Consider the following 18,244-nt stretch of genomic DNA (forward strand, 5'->3'; position numbering starts at 1 on the left):
AGAAAACATATGAATATTAACGGAGCGGATAAAAAGGCGAATACCTATGACGCTATTGTCATAGGCTCTGGTATTAGTGGAGGATGGGCGGCCAAGGAACTTTGCGAAAAAGGGCTGAAGACTTTGGTGCTGGAGCGTGGGAGAAATTTGGAGCATGTAACCGATTATAAAACGGCCAACACGCCTATTTGGGACTTTCCTCATAGGAACAAAATTCCGCTTGAGATGCGAAAGGAGAACCCTATCATCAGTAGATGTTACGCTTTTAGGGAGGCCACCGAAGATTTGTTCGTAAAAGATGCGGTCCATCCCTATGTTCAGGAAAAACCTTTTGATTGGATCAAGGGCTATCAGGTAGGCGGAAAATCGCTTATGTGGGCGCGACATACCCAGCGATGGAGCAATCTGGATTTTGAGGCCAATGCCAAGGAAGGCATAGCGGTGGATTGGCCCATTCGCTATAAAGATTTGGAACCATGGTATAGTTATGTGGAGAAGTTTGCGGGGATAAGCGGTAACCGAGACGGTTTGGAGCAAATTCCCGATGGGGAATTCCTGCCGCCCATGGATATGAACTGCTTGGAAACCCATTTTAAAGGGGAGTTGAAAAAGAAATTTCCCGATCGCGACTTGGTCATTTCCCGCACCGCCAACCTTACCGAAGGCAAAAAGGGTAGGGGGCCTTGCCAACATCGTAATCTGTGTAAACGCGGTTGTCCGCTAGGAGGTTATTTTAGTTCCAATTCGGCTACTTTGCCTGCAGCGAGGGAAACCGGAAATTTAGAGCTGAAAACCCATGCCGTGGTACATTCTATCCTCATAGACCCGGTAACCAGCAAAGCCACTGGGGTTCGGGTAGTGGATGCCATTACCAAAGAAACCAGGGAGTACTACGCCAAAATCGTTTTCCTGAATGCGGCCACCCTTAACTCCACCTTGGTATTAATGAACTCCGTTTCAGAAAGATACCCAGAAGGTCTGGGCAACGATAGCGGCGTATTGGGCGAAAATTTGATGGATCATAATTATAATGCCCGAGTTCAAGGCGATTGGAAAGGTTTTGAGGACAAGTACTACGAAGGCAAAAGGCCTACCAGTACCTATTTGCCACGCTTCCGGAATTTTAAGGGCGACAAGCAAAAAGATTATTTGAGGGGATTCGCCTATTCCTGTGGCGGATTTAGAACCGCCGGTACGCCGGAACAACGCTTTTTAATGGGCGATGCCCTTATGGACAACCTGTTGCAGGTAGGTCCTTGGAAATGGAACATGTTGGGAATGGGGGAGTGCCTGCCGTACAAAGAGAATAAAGTGACCTTGAGCAAAGATCAAAAAGATGCTTGGGGCATGCCCTTATTGCAAATTGATGCCGAATACAAAGAAAACGAGCGAAATATGGAAAAGGATATGGTGAATGCGGCTATGGAAATGTTGGATTCCCTCGGGTTCAAGAATGTTAGGGATATGGGAGAAAGACGCAATTTTGGGCTCAACATCCATGAAATGGGAACTGCTCGCATGGGCCGAGACCCAAAGACCTCGGTCCTTAACGGTAACAATCAAGTTTGGGGCACTCCCAACCTCTTTGTAACGGACGGTGCTTGTATGACTTCCAGTGCCTGCCAGAACCCTTCCTTAACCTATATGGCCTTGACGGCGAGGGCCGTTGATTTTGCAGTAAAAGAGTTGAACAAACAAAACCTGTAAGTGATGAAAAGAAAAGATTTTTTAAGATTGTCAGGTTCCTTGGCCTTGGGTACGGTCACCACTGCGCCAGCCTTGTTAGTCAGTGGTTGTGAGCCCGCTCCGCCGGTGCCAAGGGAAAAAGTGACAGAAAATGATATTGCCCTTCTAAATGATATTGCCGATGCCATATTGCCCGGAAAAGGGGAGGTTCCGGGAGCCAAGGCAGCAAAAACAGGGGAATACATGTTCATGATGTATTCCGATATGCTAAAGGAAGACGACAAACAATTGATGCTCACCGGACTCAACCGCATAGATGCGGATGCTTTTGAACTCTTTAAGTCGGATTTTAGTAATCTAGAAAAGAAAAAAAAGGAGTTTCTACTTAAAAACTATCACAATGAAACTTTTGCTTATGGAAAACAAAGGGCGGCAGGATTGCCCGCCGATGACCATTTTTATGGCCTTTTTAGGAGCTTGACGTTGTCCGGTTATTTTAGTTCGGAAATAGGTTCCACCAAAGCCAGGATCTATAATCCCGTTCCGGGAGGGTTTTCAGGTTGTATACCCATAAAACCGGGGCAAAAGCCGCTAGGGTAATAAAAAATATACTTCAATAAAAAACCCTCAAAATCGAAAGATTAAGAGGGTTTTTTCGTACTCGAGATGGGACTTGAACCCATACGGCCATAATGGCCATTGGATTTTAAGTCCAACGTGTCTACCAATTCCACCACTCGAGCCTTTTGGCTGCTATAAAGCTACCACGCACGTAAATAAAAAAACGCCGGCAAGCGGCGTTCATTTAGAGCGAAAAACGGGATTCGAACCCGCGACCTCCACCTTGGCAAGGTGATGCTCTACCAACTGAGCTATTTTCGCATTTAAAAGAACTAACTAACTCGGTTTGTTAGCGGAGGCAAATTTAATATATTTCTATAAAATGCAAAGAAAAATTTACTTAAAACTTACATAGGTTTTTCTATCCCTTGAGAATGATGGAATTAAGAAGTGGCTTTCTGTTTTTTAGAGAGCATTCGCTTAATTTCGTTTAGTTTCATCAGGGCTTCAACTGGGGTAAGGGTATTAATGTCTAAATGCACAATCTCCTCTTTTATCTGCTCCAGCAATGGGTCGTCTAAATTAAAGAAGCTCAATTGCATTTCGTCTTGGGCAGACTCCAACTTGTCTGTCAGTTCTTCACTTGAATGCGATTTTTCAAGTTTTTTCAGAATCTTATTGGCCTTATGGATGACTTGCTGTGGCATTCCCGCCATTTTCGCTACATGAATACCAAAGCTGTGCTCACTGCCTCCAGGGGTCAATTTTCTTAGGAAAAGAACATTGTCTTTTAACTCCTTTACGGACACATTGTAATTTTTGATACGCTCAAAAATATGGGCCATCTCATTGATTTCATGGTAGTGGGTGGCAAAAAGAGTTTTGGCCCTTGCTGGGTGCTCGTGCAAATACTCACTAATGGCCCATGCAATGGAAATACCGTCATAGGTACTAGTACCCCGGCCAATTTCATCTAAAAGAACCAAACTACGCTCGCTAAGATTGTTCAAAATAGAAGCGGTCTCGTTCATTTCTACCATAAAGGTAGATTCACCCATGGAGATATTGTCACTGGCCCCAACACGTGTAAAAATTTTATCTACATAACCTATTTTTGCTGCTTCTGCTGGTACAAAAGACCCCATTTGTGCCAAAAGTACTATAAGTGCAGTCTGTCTTAAGATGGCCGATTTACCACTCATATTAGGACCTGTAATCATTATGATTTGTTGGTCTTCACGGTTTAGAAGCACATCATTGGCAATATATTCTTCCCCTAAAGGCAATTGCTTTTCAATAACGGGATGCCTACCATTGGTAATTTCAATATCAGTGGACTCATCCACTTCCGGTTGAACATAATGGTTTTCTTTGGCCAACTGTGCAAAGCCGCAAAGGCAGTCCAATTGGGCAATCTGTACGGCATTGTTCTGCACGGGATTGATATACTCCTGCATCCACACCACCAACTGGGAGAACAATTGCTGTTCCAAGCTTTGAATGCGTTCTTCGGCACCCAAAATTTTGGCTTCGTACTCCTTCAATTCTTCCGTAATGTAACGCTCGGCATTCACCAAGGTCTGCTTACGCGTCCATTCTGGAGGAACTTTGTCTTTATGGGTGTTTCGTACTTCTATATAATATCCGAAAACATTGTTAGAGGCAATTTTTAGGGAAGTAATGCCTGTACGTTCACACTCCCTTTCCAGCATCTTATCCAAGTAATCCTTACTGGAAAAGGCCAACATCCGCAATTCATCCAATTCTTCGGAATACCCATCGGCTATGGTTTTTCCCTTGAGCATATTTACAGGAGCTTCTTCATTGAGCATTTCTTTGATGCGCTCCCGCAGCAGGTCACAGGTATGCAGTTGGTCTGAAATGAGTTGCAATGCCTCGTTAGAGCTATTACCGGTAAGTTGTTTGATGGGGACGATTGCTTCCAAGGAATTTTTAAGCTGCACTACCTCCTTTGGGTTGATTTTTCCGGTGGCAACTTTGGAAATCAAGCGTTCCAAATCGCCCATTTGCTTAATGTTCTGCTGTAACTTTTGTAAAACGTTTTCCTCCTTCAAAAAATGGGAAACCACCTGATGGCGGCGTTTTATCTTTTCGATATTTTTTAGCGGAAGCGCCAACCACCGTTTTAGCATACGCCCACCCATAGGTGATATGGTCTTGTCCAAAATATCAAGTAGGGTCACCGCATTCTGATGTGGGGAATGATAGAGCTCCAAATTGCGAATGGTAAAACGATCCATCCAAATATATTCCTCCTCGGCAATTCTCTTTAACGAGCTTATGTGTTGTAGTTGCCTGTGTTGCGTTTCCGATAAGTAGTGTAACACCACGCCCGAAGCAATCACCCCCAAACTTAAATGATCTACGCCAAAACCTTTCAGGGTCTTGGTCTTAAAATGATTGGTAAGGGTCTCTAGGGCATAATCTTCTTGAAATACCCAATCTTCCATATAAAAGGTATGGAACTGATTTCCGAAAAGTTCCGCAAATTCTTTTTTATGTGTTTTTGGAACCAGTACTTCGTTGGGCGAAAAATTCTGGAGCAATTTGTCTATTTGTTCTTCGGTGCCCTCCGAGGTTAAAAATTCTCCGGTGGATATATCCACAAAAGAAATTCCCAATAGCTTTCTTCCAAAATGAACGGCACATAAAAAGTTGTTGGCCTTGGCATTGAGAATGTCATCGTTCATGGCTACCCCAGGAGTGACCAGCTCGGTAACGCCCCGTTTTACAATGGTTTTGGTCATCTTGGGGTCTTCCAGCTGGTCGCAAATGGCAACCCTTTGACCAGCTTTTACCAATTTAGGCAAATAGGTGTTGAGGGAATGGTGGGGAAAACCGGCCAATTCGGTTCGGTCTCCTCCGTTGTTTCTGTGGGTTAGGATAATGCCAAGAATTTTAGAAGCCTTAACGGCATCCTCTCCAAAGGTTTCGTAAAAATCTCCCACCCTAAATAGCAGAAGTGCATCAGGATATTTGGTCTTGATGCTATTGTACTGTTTCATTAAAGGGGTCACCTTTTTTGCCTTTGCCATCTTGTCCTAAACGATTTATTTGACCTATTTTTGTCTTCTATTTTGCAAAAAACGAATGTATTAATTTTGTCAAGGAATCGCCACATTTGTTGATATTTAGGAATAACTTTCTAACACGTTTTGGTGGCTAGAGGCAAGCAAACGAGATTATGCGAAAATTAAGGAACGAGGAACTTGATAGGTTGGATGTGGAAGCTTTTAAGGAGGCCGATAAATCACCCCTGGTCATTGTGTTGGACAATATCCGAAGCTTGAACAATATAGGCTCTGTTTTTCGCACGGCCGACGCCTTTTTGGTCGATAAAATATACCTCTGCGGTATTACGGCAACCCCACCGCATAAAGATATTAGAAAGACAGCTCTTGGTGCTACGGAGAGTGTGGATTGGGCCTATGAGGAAGATACCGTGGCGTTAATTCAACGTTTGCAGGCAGACGGGTATGAGGTATTGGCCATTGAGCAGGCAGAACAAGCACAATTCTTGAATACTTTTCAAGTAGATGACAAGAAAAAGTATGCCTTAGTCTTTGGTAATGAAGTAAAGGGGGTTTCTCAAAAAGCCGTGAACCAATGTGACGGAGTGATTGAAATTCCGCAGTACGGTACCAAGCATTCCTTGAATATTTCGGTAAGTGCGGGGGTGGTTGTTTGGGACTTTTGGTCTAAATTTAATGACTAGCTTTCCTTCACGATAAAGGCAACTCTCGTCATCATCCCTTAACCGCAGGTAATTTTACGGCAAATTGGGTGATTTTATTGATGATGGCATCATAATCAGCTTTGTTTTCCACAAAGTCCTTATCCTTTAAATCAATAATCAAATTATTCTGCTCAGGGTAACTTTTAATGAATTCAAAGTAGCCCTTGTTTATCGATTCCAAATAGCCAACGTCAATACTTTTTTCATACTCACGACCTCGTTTTTTAATGTTTTCCAAAAGTCGCTCCGTAGATTGATAGAGGTAAACGTAAACCTTTGGTTTTTTTACCTCTTTGTACATCAAATGGAAAAGTTTTCTGTACAACTCGTACTCATCTTGCTGAAGCGTAATACGGGCGAAAATCAACGACTTGTAGATGTCATAGTCACTAACCATAAAACTTTTGAACAGGTCATATTGTGAGGTGTCATCAGTAAACTGCTGGTAACGATCGGCCAGAAAGGACATTTCCAAAGGAAAGGCATAGCGTGCCTTTTCCTCATAGAACTTAGGAAGAAAAGGGTTGTCCGCAAAGCGTTCCAATACCAGTTTTCCATTGAAGTCTTCGGAAATCTTGTTGGCCAATGTGGTTTTTCCGGCCCCAATATTTCCCTCAATGGCCAAAAAGTTAAGGTTGGCAAACAGTTCTTCCCTGTTTTTATGTAATCGGAAAAGGGTGCGCTCCAACTTGCCCTTATCCCGGCATTCTTGAATAAGGTTGCGGGTGTCTTTGTTCACTACCGGGTGGTAGAATTGCGGGGCAATGTCCGCTAAAGGTTTAAGTACAAATTTTCGGTAGCACATTTCCGGATGTGGAATAACCAAGGTGTCCGAAATAAAGGTTTCCCTTTCGTAATAGAGAATGTCTATATCAATGGTGCGAGCCTGATAACCCTCTTCATTATACCTTATTCTGCCAAGATCCGTCTCGATTTTTAAAAGCGAATCTAAAAGCTTTTGCGGTGGCAAAGTAGTTTGCAAACTCAGGCAAATATTTAAAAAATCTTCAGATTCAAAACCCCAAGCACTGCTTTGGTAAACAGGGGAAATGCGTTGCACATCTCCAGCTAATTCCTGAATGGAAAAAACAGCGGATTGTAAGTTGTTCAGGGTGTCTCCCAGATTACTCCCAAGCGATAAATATGCAGTTTTAAGTTCGCCCATAATTGTAAGACAAAATAACAAAAAGAAGTGGGTAAGTTGTTCTAGGGTTTATCAATAGTTATTCACCAATTTAAACTTTAACGTTGGAGTTTGGTGATAACTAAATAAGGTTGTTGTGCTTCATCAATAAAAGAGCTGTTGCTATCCGTATGTTTATAATCAATGAAATAACCGAGAATAGTATCTTTGCTGCGTCTTTACGGAGAATATGGAATCCAATACGGGAAATGCTACTGCAATTAATTTCTTGAGAGAGGAGTAACAAAGTCCGGTTTTGGAGACGTATATTCATAATCTTAGTTTATAATATGAAGTTTTTGAGAAATTTATTGGCAGCCATTTTGGGTTGCATCATAGCCTTTGGAATTGTGTTTATCATGTTTTTGGTATTCGCAAGTTTGCTGAGTAGTTCCGAAGAAACGGTTTCCGTTAAAGAAAACAGCGTTCTTGAGTTGCAATTACAGCAGCCTATAAGTGATTATGTGGGCGATAATGCTTTAGATCCTTTTGCTGGTGGACTTTTTGAGCAAAACCAAGGGTTGGATGAAATTTTACAGGCCATAGCTGTTGCCAAGGATGATGATGATATCAAAGGAATCAGTATCAACAATAATTTTATAATGGCCGGTCTGGCCCAGACCCAGGCCATCCGTAGGGCATTAAAGGAATTTAAGGAGAGCGGAAAGTTCATATATACCTATGGGGATTTCTACATGCAGAAAGACTATTATTTGGCGAGTGTAGCAGATAGTGTTTTTCTGAATCCGGTGGGAGTACTCGATTTTCGTGGCTTGTCTTCCGAAGTGCTTTTTTTTAAGGATTTGCAGGAAAAAACCGGTGTAAAAATGGAAGTCATTCGCCATGGAAAATACAAAAGTGCGGTAGAGCCTTTTATTGCCAATGAGATGAGTGAGGCCAATAGGACCCAAATTAAAGAGTTGATCGGTTCCCTTTGGGGTTCTATGATCGATGAAATTTCCGAGGGGAGAAACATTTCACAAGAAAACCTAAATATTATTGCAGATACCTTGGGCGGCCGATCTCCAGAAATCGCTTTGAAATCAGGGTTAATCGATGCTATTGCTTTTTATGATCAGTATGAACAGAAATTGAAAAAGGCCCTTGGTGTCACTGCTGATAAGGAGCTAAATGTGGTTCATTTAAGTGATTATGTCATCCGTTCCAATAAAAAAACACTCAAAAAAGGAAAGAATAAAGTGGCAGTGGTATTTGCCCAAGGTGAAATTCTCTATGGAGAAGGCGGCCCTGATGTGATCGGACAAGGAATTATCAATGAGGCAATCATCAAAGCCAGGGAGGATGAAGATGTGAAGGCCATAGTATTAAGAGTGAATTCCCCAGGAGGAAGCGCTTTAACGTCCGATATAATCTGGAGAGAGGTTGAATTGACCAAACAAGTGAAACCCGTGGTGGTTTCAATGGGAAATGTGGCAGCTTCAGGGGGCTATTATATTGCGGCAGGGGCTGATAAAATATTCGCAGAACCTACTACCATTACGGGTTCTATTGGTGTTTTTGGTACCATTCCCAATATGGCCGGACTAGCCGAGGATATTGGTATTAACGCAGAGCAGGTAGGCACGAACAAGAACTCGGTGGAATATTCATTATTTGAGCCTTTGGACGAAGGTTTTAAAGCCGTGGTACAAGAAGGAATTGAAAGTACCTATAAAACCTTTCTTCAACGAGTTGCCCAAGGCAGGGGAATATCAATGGCCGAGGCCGATAGTTTGGCTCAAGGTAGGGTTTGGAGTGGTGTGGACGCCCAAAGGTTGGGCTTGGTAGATGAGTTGGGCAATCTGGAAGCAGCTATTGCCGAAGCTGCTGAAATGGCAGAACTGGAAGAATATGGAATAAAAAAATTCCCAAAATACAAATCGGGCTTGGAGCGCTTTATGGAAGACCTTGGCGGTGCCTCGGCTAAATTAAAGGCAAAAATCATTGAAGATGAAATTGGCACGGAGGCCTATTCCATCTTAAAAGAAGTGAATCAGGCCATGAACCAAAAGGGGATTCAAGCGAGAATGCCTTTTGTTCTCGATATCAAATAACCTGCGACTTATACAAAATAAAATCACCCCATTACGGGGCGATTTTTGGTTTAAGTGTATGGTTGGTCTATTTGACTAAATTAATTTCTACCCTTCGGTTTTTGGCTCTACCATCTTTGTACATATTGGTGGCAATGGGTTTGCTTTCCCCATATCCAATAGCCTCTAATCTAGAAGCATCGATTCCTTTATCGACCAAGAATTGTTTTACCGCCTGAGCTCTAGACTCTGATAAGCGTTGGTTGGTCTGTTCAGAACCAATACTGTCGGTATGGCCCTCAACGGTAAATTTGGCATCGGGATATTCGTTCAAAATCTGAATAATATCAACTAAGGCAGTGGTAGATTCGGTTTTAATAGTCGCTTTTCCTGGGTTGAACAAAATTGTTTTGGCATATTCGTTCAAGGTCTTTTGTACTTCCTCGGTTACCTCGGGGCAACCTTGATTGGCGACGGTTCCGGCTACTTCAGGGCATTGGTCATCTTTATCTAGAATTCCATCTCCATCGGCATCTGGCCAAGGACAACCTTGGTTTTCTGCAGGTCCGGCTTCCTGCGGGCAAGTATCATCCTTATCCAATACAGCGTCTCCATCGGTATCTTCCCAAGGGCAGCCATTGTTTTCAGCCTCTCCAGCTTCATCTGGGCATTGGTCTTCATTATCATTTACCCCATCACCATCAGTATCTGGCCAAGGGCATCCATTGTTTTCAATTGGTCCGTACTCATCAGGGCAGTTATCTTTTTTATTTACAATGCCATCACCGTCCCTATCTTTTGGTTTTCCTTGGTACACCGGTATTTTAAGTCCGGCATAGACGTCGGCAGCCTTTGAGTTGTCACTTAACAATAAAGATAAAACCGAACCCGAACCAATGTAGAGTGGTCCAGCCCTAAAGCCTGCGCCCCATTGTGCTCCCGCACCCTGTACCAAGCCTACTGGCATATAAAAACTAAACCACTTGCTTTCAAATCTTGGGGTCAGGTACACATTGTTGGCCGTACGGCTAACGTTTCTTTTGGTATTGGAAGTAAGTGAAAGGTCGGTATTCAAGTTCAAGTAGAACTTGCTCGCCATGGCCCAGTCCACATTCAAATGTAAAGCGGTTGGCAAGACCCATTTGGTAGACCCGCCCGTATCCGTTTCTGTATAGAGGTTTTCAAGAATTTCTTCAATGGTTTCTTGCTCTTCAAAAGTATCTTCGTTGACCACCCCTGTGATATCATATAGGCTTTCGGAGCCATTTTTATAATTGATGCTACCAATATCCGTAAGTGATAGTCCTACCTTCAATTTGTATTTGTTGAGGTGATTATAGGTCATGGCATCATTACCGTTGGAGCTGTAAGAGGAATAATCTGGCCTATACTCATATATAAAACCAAGATCGGCCCCAAAACCGGTAGCGCCTTCCACGATTTCTAAATCAAAATCGTCTAGGTCTTCATTGATATTTTGGCTGTGACCGTAATATACTTCCCCCTGAGAGGTGATGCTTCCGGTAGTGTTGCCTCCGCCTAAATCCGTACCATCCGCGTCATAGTCAATTTCCACGTTGCTTCCACTGGCATAGGCGTTTCCTAGTCCTTGTAAATATTTAAGGGAAAGACCTCCTTTTAAAAAGTGTTGGTCTTTGTTCATAAGAATAGTGGCATACGAAATACCAACTTCTGCCCAAGCGTTGGCAGTCAGGTAGAAGTTGTCTTCGTTCACCATAAAATCTTCGTTTTCATCAAACTCATCGGCCAAGCTTTCATAGGTTTGACCATCAATTTCATTGATGTTGTATCCTACCCTTCCTCGGGAGAATAGGGCAATGGAGTTGTTCTTGTTGATATTGAACATAAATGATGGTCCAAGTACATCGGCATTTCCTATAAGATTGTTACTGGTTTTTGGCGACTTATTGCCGTTTTCATCAAAGTCGAAATCGGCATCCAACACATCCCCCAATTTAACGCCATAGTAATCGTTTCCGAAGAAAACGCTGGCACCCACCAAGTTCACATCGGTTTTGAACCTTGAATCTACAATATTGGCCGGGTTGCTTATAATACCGTGAACACCACTGTAATTATCGGACAGGTACCCTATGTAAGACTGCGCCTTAACAGTAGCTGCGGCTGCCAATAAGAGTCCGGTTATAATGGTTTTTTTCATGCTTGGTAATTTTTAGGTTATTTTTGTTGTTTTGCAATAACGACCGTTGAACGGGTAAATTGTACGTTTTAGCGATTATCCTAAAGAAAAGAGCCTATGACCATTAAAGATAAGCGCCTTGCCTATAAAATTTATCTGTATTTGGGTGCGCTTTTTATCACGTCTTTGGTGGTTTCCAACCTTATTTTTCAAAAGTTTTTTTATTGGAACCCATTTGGAGAGGTTGAGATCTTTGGGGTTTCTCTATTCGAGATTTCAGTGGGAATTTTGCCGTACCCCATCACTTTTTTAATTACCGATTTGATTTCAGAAATCTTTGGAAGGAAAAAAGCGAACCAGATAGTCACGGCCGGTATTTTCGCTTCATTTTTCTCCATGGCCATTATTTTGGTTGCTGAGGTGGCCCCAGCCATTGAATCGTCACCCATTAACGATGAAATTTTCACACAGGTATTTGCCTTGTCGCCCATTGCCGTTTTCGCCTCAATGATAGCCTATCTTCTGGCACAATATGTAGATATCGCCATTTATCACTTCTGGAAAAAACTGACCAAGGGTAAATACCTATGGCTTAGAAATAACTTTTCCACTTTTCTGTCCCAGTTTATAGACACCTTTACCGTAGTGGGCCTTTTATGTGTTTTTAAAATTCTTCCCTGGGACCTATTTTTCGGTTTGGTGGTAAGCGGTTTTATTTTTAAGATTTTTATAGCATTTGTTGACACTCCTTTCCTTTATCTTTTCGTATATATTCTAAGAAAACGGTTCAAACTAAAAGTTGGTGAAGAAATTGAGCTCGAGGTATAATATACCGTTGTTTTAAGAGTTTTATCGATACGACCAATAAACAGTATCATCGAGCCAAAGTGGAAAATGAAATTTCAATAGGTTGGCAGTTTTTAGGACGATGGCCCATTTGAAATTACAATTATAAAAATATGCAAAAAAAAATCTTAAGAATTATAGGTGTTGTGATCGTTTTGGTTCTTGCCATTCTAATTGCGGCTCCCTTCTTTTTGGAAGCGAAAATAGGAGACCTTATCAAAAATAATGTCAACAATAATGTGAACGCTACCCTTGATTTTTCCGAGGCAGATTTAAGTCTCATAGGAAGTTTCCCAAATGCCGAGGTTAGCCTTAAAGAGGTATCTTTGGTAAATAAAGCTCCATTTGAGGGCGATACGCTGTTTGCTTCCAAAGAACTTTCCTTAAAAATGGGAATTGGAGAACTTTTTAAAGGTGCGGGCGAACCCATTGGTATCAAAAGTTTGATAGTTGACGGAGCCCTTCTTCAAATGACCATTGACAAGGAAGAGAATGCCAGTTTTGATATCGCCAAAGAATCTGAAACTCCTGCGGCTACTACTTCTGAGGATACTGCAACGGACGGTTTCAGTTTTGACATGCAATCCTACGAAATTACCAACGCAAGAATCATTTATGATGACCGTTCTACGGGTATGAAATTGGTTGTTGAAGAAATGCAACATAAAGGAACTGGAGACCTTTCTTTGAGCAATTCAGAACTGCAGACCCAGACCAATGCATTGGTTTCTTTTGAAATGGACAGTACCAATTACCTTGACAGAAATAAGGTGCAATTAGATGCATTGATCGGTATTGACTTGAACGAGAGCAAGTATTCATTTTTGAAGAATGAAGCCTATGTGAACCAGTTGCCACTTGTTTTTGACGGTCTTGTCAAGGTGAACGAAACCAACCAAGAAATAGATATTAGCTTTAAAACTCCATCTTCAGATTTTAGAAATTTCTTGGCGGTGATTCCTGAAACCTATTCCAAAAATATCGAGAACGTAAAAACTACCGGTAATTTTGAGTTGCAAGGGAAGTTCGCCGGAATCGTGGATGAAGAGCATATTCCTAAATTTAACATCAAAATCAATTCTGAGAACGCTTCTTTCAAATATCCAGATTTACCAAAATCAGTGAGAAATGTCTTTATCGATACCGAAATTAACAACACCACCGGAATAGTTGAGGACACCTACGTGGATGTTGAAAAACTGTCTTTTATGATCGATGAGGATGTGTTTAACATGAACGCCAAAATTACGGAGCTCATGGGCAATATGAAGGTGAATGCCCATGTAGACGGCAAAATGAATCTGGCAAACATAGAAAAGGCCTATCCCGTGCCTCCGGGACTTAATTTAAAGGGGTTGCTAACAGCAGATATCACTACGGCCTTTGACATGAACTCTATTGAAAAAGAACAATATGCCAATACCAAAACCAATGGAACACTTAACCTGAACGATTTTGAATACAAGTCTGAAGATATACCCAATCCGGTAAAATTGAAGACCACTAATGTAACTTTCAATCCACAGACCGTTACTTTGAACAAATTAAACGGTAGTACTGGCAAAACTGATTTTAACGCTACCGGTACCATCAACAATTTCTTGGGTTTCCTGTTCAACGACGAAAATGTAGAAGGTAATTTCGATTTGAATTCCAACGTGTTTTCACTAGATGATTTTATGGTAGCGGAAGAGGTGAGTCCCAAGAATGAGGGTGAGAGCGGTAGTTCTGAAAAAACCGGAGGGAGGGTAACCGAAGAACGAATAAAGATACCTGCCTTTTTAGATGCGACTATCAATGCCAATGCCGGTACCGTACTTTATGACAACCTTACCCTAAAAGATGTAAAAGGGACTTTGAAAATTAAGGATGAAAAAGCCACCCTTTCCAATATGACATCCTCCATTTTTGATGGGAAAATGGCATTTAACGGAGAAGTTTCTACAAAAGGGGAAACTTCAACTTTTGCGATGAACCTTGGTATGGATAAGCTGGAAATTGGTGAAACCTTTCAATCTTTGGAGCTATTTAAATCCCTAGCGCCCATTGCCAATATTTTAAAGGGAAAACTGGATTCTGATATTCAGCTTTCAGGAAATCTGACAGACGATTTACTGCCCGATTTATTAACGCTAAGCGGAAATGTGTTGGCCAACATCATGACACGGGAAATCAATTCTGAAGAAGCCCCTCTTTTAACGGCGCTGGATGGGAAATTGGATTTTATCGATTTGCAAAAATTGAATCTTGATGATTTAAAAACCAAGTTGTCTTTTGAAAACGGATTGGTGACTGTAAAACCATTCACGTTGAAGTATAAGGACATTGCCATCAACGTAGATGGTAGCCATTCATTTGATGAAAAGTTGAACTACAAGGCCACCATGGAGGTGCCTGCCAAATATCTGGGAACTGAAATCAATAAGCTCATCGCACAAATTGACGACAACAGTTTAGAAAATTTGACCATACCGGTAGTGGCCAATATCGGTGGAAACTACAGTAGTCCCAATGTTTCCACTGACTTGACGGCGGGAGTAAAGTCGCTGACAAATCAATTGGTTGAAATTCAAAAACAAAAATTGGTCAATAAAGGGAAGGACAAAGCCAAAGATTTGATTGGGGATGTGCTAAACAAAAACAAGTCCACAACCGATTCCACTAAAACTAATAACGATACCAAAGAGGACGTAAAACAAGTTATTGGTGGTATTTTAGGCGGGACTAAAAAGGATACAGCCAAAACTACCGAAACGGATACGGTAAAGAAATCCGGTGAAGAGGTCGTTAAGGAAAAAGCAAAAAGTATCTTGGGAGGTCTTTTGAATAAGAAGAAATCGGAAGAGGGTTCTGGTAATTAAGTCCGAGCCGCTATGGTTTTTAAAGCTTTGATAAATTGGTCCAATTCTTCAGTAGTGGTAAAAACATTGGGGCTAATACGGCAGCCATGGACGTTGGCCCCGTCAACAGCTACCGTAAAAATTTTAAATTCCTCCATCAGCGTATCTGCCAATTGCTTGGGAGTAATGTGGGCCATACCTACATTCGCTATGCCGCAGCTGCGTTTAGGGTCTTCCGGAGTATTTAATATAATATTTTTGGTGCCTCTCACGGCATCGCTCCAATAATGTTGAAGAAAACGTAAACGTTCTTCTTTCCGCTCCATACCAATGGTTTCATGATAGTCAATGGCATCATTAATGGTCAAATCTGTGTGTACTGGATGCGTGCCCGTATGGTTCAATCTTCCAATATCATCTGGTTTTCGGTTATGTTCGGCCAGCAAAGGCCAAATTTTCGGAATGTTCTTTTTTGATACATATAAAAAACCGGCTCCCAGTGGAGTAGCCAACCATTTATGTAAGCTGGTTCCATAATAATCGCAGTTAAGCTCTTCAATATTGACATCAAAGTGCCCAATGCAATGGGCACCATCCACCAAAACTTCAACACCCTTTTTATGGGCCATATCACAGATTTTTCTAATCGGGAGAATGTGTCCGGTAATATTGATCATGTGACTGACGAAAATCAATTTGGTGTTGGCGGTAATCTGCTCCCGGTATAGTTGTACAATTTCCTCATCGTTTTTGGGATGATTGGGAACGGATAGCATTTTATTCACCATCCCATAGCGTTTTGCGGCGAGTTTGAATTGGTCTAGCATAGAGCCATAATCTTGCTCCGCCATAATAGCTTCATCCCCTTTCTGCCATGGGTATCCGGTAATCACCATATCCAATGATTCCGTTGCATTTCTTGTAATAATGAGCTCTTCCTTTGAACAGCCCACCATTTGAGCTAGACGGCCGGCTACAGCCTTCTTGTTGTCCCATTGTACCGTTCGCATGTAGTAAGAACCTTCCCGATTCACCATTTCCATATGTTTCATGAGTTTCTCTCTCGTGGGTCGTGGAATAATGTTGTAATAACCGCTTTCTAAATTGATATAGTCTGGTTTCAAATCATAATCTCCCCTGATTTTTAACCAGAAATCTTCGTTGATTTCATCAAGAGCAGTCTTGTTCTTGGGGAACTGTGGTTGGCCATGACCCATTTGAGGGAGTAGGGGACTGGCTAAAACTACCTGACCCAGTCTTTTAAGGAAGGTTCTTTTCTGCATGCTGGTTGGTTTTGCTCTTGAAGATACACTATAATTCAACCGCACCCATATTTCGAGGTAAGAATTGGTAATATGGCAAATAGGCAATGCTTCCCCTGTCAAATAATAAAAATGAACATTCTTAAATAAGCAATTAACAAAATAAGAGAATTGGAATCAGAATCATTTCTTTCTTTTCTTGTCCCACCAAACATATGCTAGAAAAATGATAAGACTTACGAGAGAACCCCAGAATAACCCTGTTTTTAAGCTATCCGTATTTTTTCCTAAAAATGCGATGAAAAGAGTAAGTGGCGCAATACCAACAAGTGTGGCTCCTATGAATTTCCAGTAGCCCATTCTTAATATGCCACCGACAAAGCTAATGGCGTCATTTGATAGAAACGGATTAAGCCGGGTGACGATGACCGCCCAAAAACCATAGTTGTCTAAAAATGCTTCCACTTTTTCTTCGGATTTCTGCCCGATTATTTTTTCAATTTTACCTTGTCCCAGTGTATGACCGAGACCATAACCCACACTAGAAGCCAAGTAAACCGAAGCAAATACAATGAGACTGCCCCAAATTGGACCGTATGCCAAAATGGAAACCACCATCAACATGACGGATGGAATAACAATAAGAAACATTTGGGCTATCATCGAAATTATTAAAACAACAGGTCCCCAAGCCCCAAATTGCTCTACCCAGTTTTTGGTCTTTTCCCTATCACCACTGCTCAACACCTGCCAAGCTTCCGAGAAAAAGCCCTTTACTGATGGAAAAACAAAGTAGGAAACGACTAACAATAGAATAATGGCCAACGAAATTATCATTGGCCATTTACTTTTTTTGGTAGATTTTTTCTTTTCCGAACCCATAGGTTAGGCTTTGACTACCATTTTACCTTTATTCTTGCCTTTAAAAATATCGAGAAAAGCCTGAGGGGTGTTCTTAAAACCCTCTACGATGGTCTCTTCATGGGTGATTTTTCCTTCTTGTAGCCATTGGGCCAGTTGCTGAATGGCATTTCCAAAATCCTTGGCATGGTCACGAACCAAAAAGCCCTGCATCAGAACTGTCTTCTTGACTAAAATTCCTTCGTGTCTTGGGCCCTGTGGAACTTCCTTTTCGTTATAAAGGGAAATAGCACCGCAATTAATGACCCTACCGTTCTTATTAACATTGTTCAAGGCAGCATCTAAAATATCGCCGCCCACATTATCGTAATATACGTTTACGCCGTTAGGGCAAGCCTTGGCAATGGCTTTCGTCATATCATCCGTAGTTTTGTAATTGATACCTTCATCAAAACCAAACTTATCTTTCATCAAAGCCAATTTTTCATCGCTCCCGGCAATGCCTACTACATGGCACCCCCTTATTTTACCGATCTGTCCAACGGTACTGCCCACGGCACCACTTGCCCCGGAGACTAAGAGTGTTTCTCCTTCCTTTAAATCGGCAATTTTTTCTAGACTTATGTAGGCGGTTAATCCGGTAAGCCCTAAAATTCCTAGATAAGCCGAAAGTGGCGCTTTTTCTGGGTCCACCTTATTTAGTCCCGTGCCTGAGGAAACTTGAAATTCCTTCCATTTCAACATCCCAAATACAAAATCCCCTTTTTCGAAATTGGAGTTTTTGCTTTCCACAACCTCGGCTACAATGGTAGATTCCATAGGTTCGTTCAGTTGAAAAGGGTCTATGTAAGATTCCACATCTCGCATACGTCCTCTTAGATAGGGGTCAACAGAAATGTATTTTGATTCCAGTAGTATTTCGCCATCGTTGGGACTAGGCTTATCCTCGGTAACAAATTCAAAATCACTTAGCTGAGGTTCGCCCGCAGGTCTGTTGGCGAGTTTTATAACGTTGTTCATTTCTCTGATTTTTGTTAATAACTACAAAATTAAG

12 protein-coding genes and 2 tRNA genes are annotated in these 18,244 nt (G+C 41.8%); 6 read left to right on the forward strand and 8 right to left on the reverse strand.

The window, feature by feature from the left end:
* Positions 1-9: 9 nt before the first annotated feature.
* Entirely contained in the window at positions 10-1,707 is a 1,698-nt protein-coding gene (locus tag IL355_RS05780) for a GMC oxidoreductase (RefSeq protein ID WP_192461204.1), read from the forward strand.
* Between the two features lie 3 nt (positions 1,708-1,710).
* Positions 1,711-2,286 (forward strand): gluconate 2-dehydrogenase subunit 3 family protein, encoded by a 576-nt coding sequence (locus tag IL355_RS05785; protein ID WP_192461205.1) that lies wholly within the window; start codon positions 1,711-1,713, stop codon positions 2,284-2,286.
* 58 nt (positions 2,287-2,344) lie between these two features.
* Here IL355_RS05785 and IL355_RS05790 read toward each other — a convergent pair.
* The 3 genes from IL355_RS05790 to mutS all read right to left on the reverse strand — a co-directional run bounded on the left by IL355_RS05790 (position 2,345) and on the right by mutS (position 5,303).
* A tRNA-Leu gene (locus IL355_RS05790) sits at positions 2,345-2,429 on the reverse strand.
* Positions 2,430-2,495: 66 nt separating this feature from the next.
* Positions 2,496-2,568: transfer RNA gene (locus tag IL355_RS05795), tRNA-Gly, on the reverse strand.
* Between the two features lie 122 nt (positions 2,569-2,690).
* Positions 2,691-5,303 (reverse strand): DNA mismatch repair protein MutS, encoded by a 2,613-nt coding sequence (mutS, locus tag IL355_RS05800; RefSeq protein WP_192461206.1) that lies wholly within the window; start codon positions 5,301-5,303, stop codon positions 2,691-2,693.
* Between the two features lie 149 nt (positions 5,304-5,452).
* On the opposite strand from mutS, the gene IL355_RS05805 reads away from it, so the two are divergent.
* Positions 5,453-5,983 carry an RNA methyltransferase gene (locus IL355_RS05805; protein WP_192461207.1) on the forward strand — a complete coding sequence of 177 codons (531 nt, stop codon included), beginning with the start codon at positions 5,453-5,455 and terminating at the stop codon, positions 5,981-5,983.
* A 31-nt stretch (positions 5,984-6,014) separates the two neighbouring features.
* Here IL355_RS05805 and folK read toward each other — a convergent pair whose 3' ends face one another.
* Positions 6,015-7,169: a 2-amino-4-hydroxy-6-hydroxymethyldihydropteridine diphosphokinase gene (gene folK / locus IL355_RS05810; protein ID WP_192461208.1), complete on the reverse strand. Its 1,155-nt coding sequence runs from the start codon at positions 7,167-7,169 to the stop codon at positions 6,015-6,017.
* Between the two features lie 308 nt (positions 7,170-7,477).
* Here folK and sppA point away from each other — a divergent pair, with 308 nt between their 5' ends.
* Positions 7,478-9,241 (forward strand): signal peptide peptidase SppA, encoded by a 1,764-nt coding sequence (gene sppA / locus IL355_RS05815; RefSeq protein ID WP_192461209.1) that lies wholly within the window; start codon positions 7,478-7,480, stop codon positions 9,239-9,241.
* A 67-nt stretch (positions 9,242-9,308) separates the two neighbouring features.
* On the opposite strand, the gene IL355_RS05820 is transcribed toward sppA, so the two are convergent.
* Positions 9,309-11,402: a DUF5723 family protein gene (locus IL355_RS05820; RefSeq protein ID WP_192461210.1), complete on the reverse strand. Its 2,094-nt coding sequence runs from the start codon at positions 11,400-11,402 to the stop codon at positions 9,309-9,311.
* Positions 11,403-11,498: 96 nt separating this feature from the next.
* On the opposite strand from IL355_RS05820, the gene IL355_RS05825 reads away from it, so the two are divergent.
* Both IL355_RS05825 and IL355_RS05830 read left to right on the forward strand, forming a co-directional pair.
* Complete coding sequence (locus tag IL355_RS05825; RefSeq protein WP_192461211.1) at positions 11,499-12,209, forward strand: queuosine precursor transporter; 711 nt, start codon at positions 11,499-11,501, stop codon at positions 12,207-12,209.
* A gap of 131 nt (positions 12,210-12,340) precedes the next feature.
* Positions 12,341-15,088 carry an AsmA family protein gene (locus IL355_RS05830; protein WP_192461212.1) on the forward strand — a complete coding sequence of 916 codons (2,748 nt, stop codon included), beginning with the start codon at positions 12,341-12,343 and terminating at the stop codon, positions 15,086-15,088.
* On the opposite strand, the gene IL355_RS05835 is transcribed toward IL355_RS05830, so the two are convergent.
* The 3 genes from IL355_RS05835 to IL355_RS05845 all read right to left on the reverse strand — a co-directional run bounded on the left by IL355_RS05835 (position 15,085) and on the right by IL355_RS05845 (position 18,210).
* Entirely contained in the window at positions 15,085-16,350 is a 1,266-nt protein-coding gene (locus tag IL355_RS05835; protein ID WP_192461213.1) for an aminotransferase class V-fold PLP-dependent enzyme, read from the reverse strand. The genes IL355_RS05830 and IL355_RS05835 overlap by 4 nt on opposite strands.
* 162 nt (positions 16,351-16,512) lie before the next feature.
* Positions 16,513-17,211 (reverse strand): TVP38/TMEM64 family protein, encoded by a 699-nt coding sequence (locus IL355_RS05840; protein ID WP_192461214.1) that lies wholly within the window; start codon positions 17,209-17,211, stop codon positions 16,513-16,515.
* A gap of 3 nt (positions 17,212-17,214) precedes the next feature.
* Positions 17,215-18,210 (reverse strand): NADP-dependent oxidoreductase, encoded by a 996-nt coding sequence (locus IL355_RS05845; RefSeq protein ID WP_192461215.1) that lies wholly within the window; start codon positions 18,208-18,210, stop codon positions 17,215-17,217.
* Between the last annotated feature and the right edge of the window lie 34 nt (positions 18,211-18,244).

The organism is Euzebyella saccharophila (assembly GCF_014855495.1).
Lineage (GTDB): Bacteria > Bacteroidota > Bacteroidia > Flavobacteriales > Flavobacteriaceae > Euzebyella > Euzebyella saccharophila.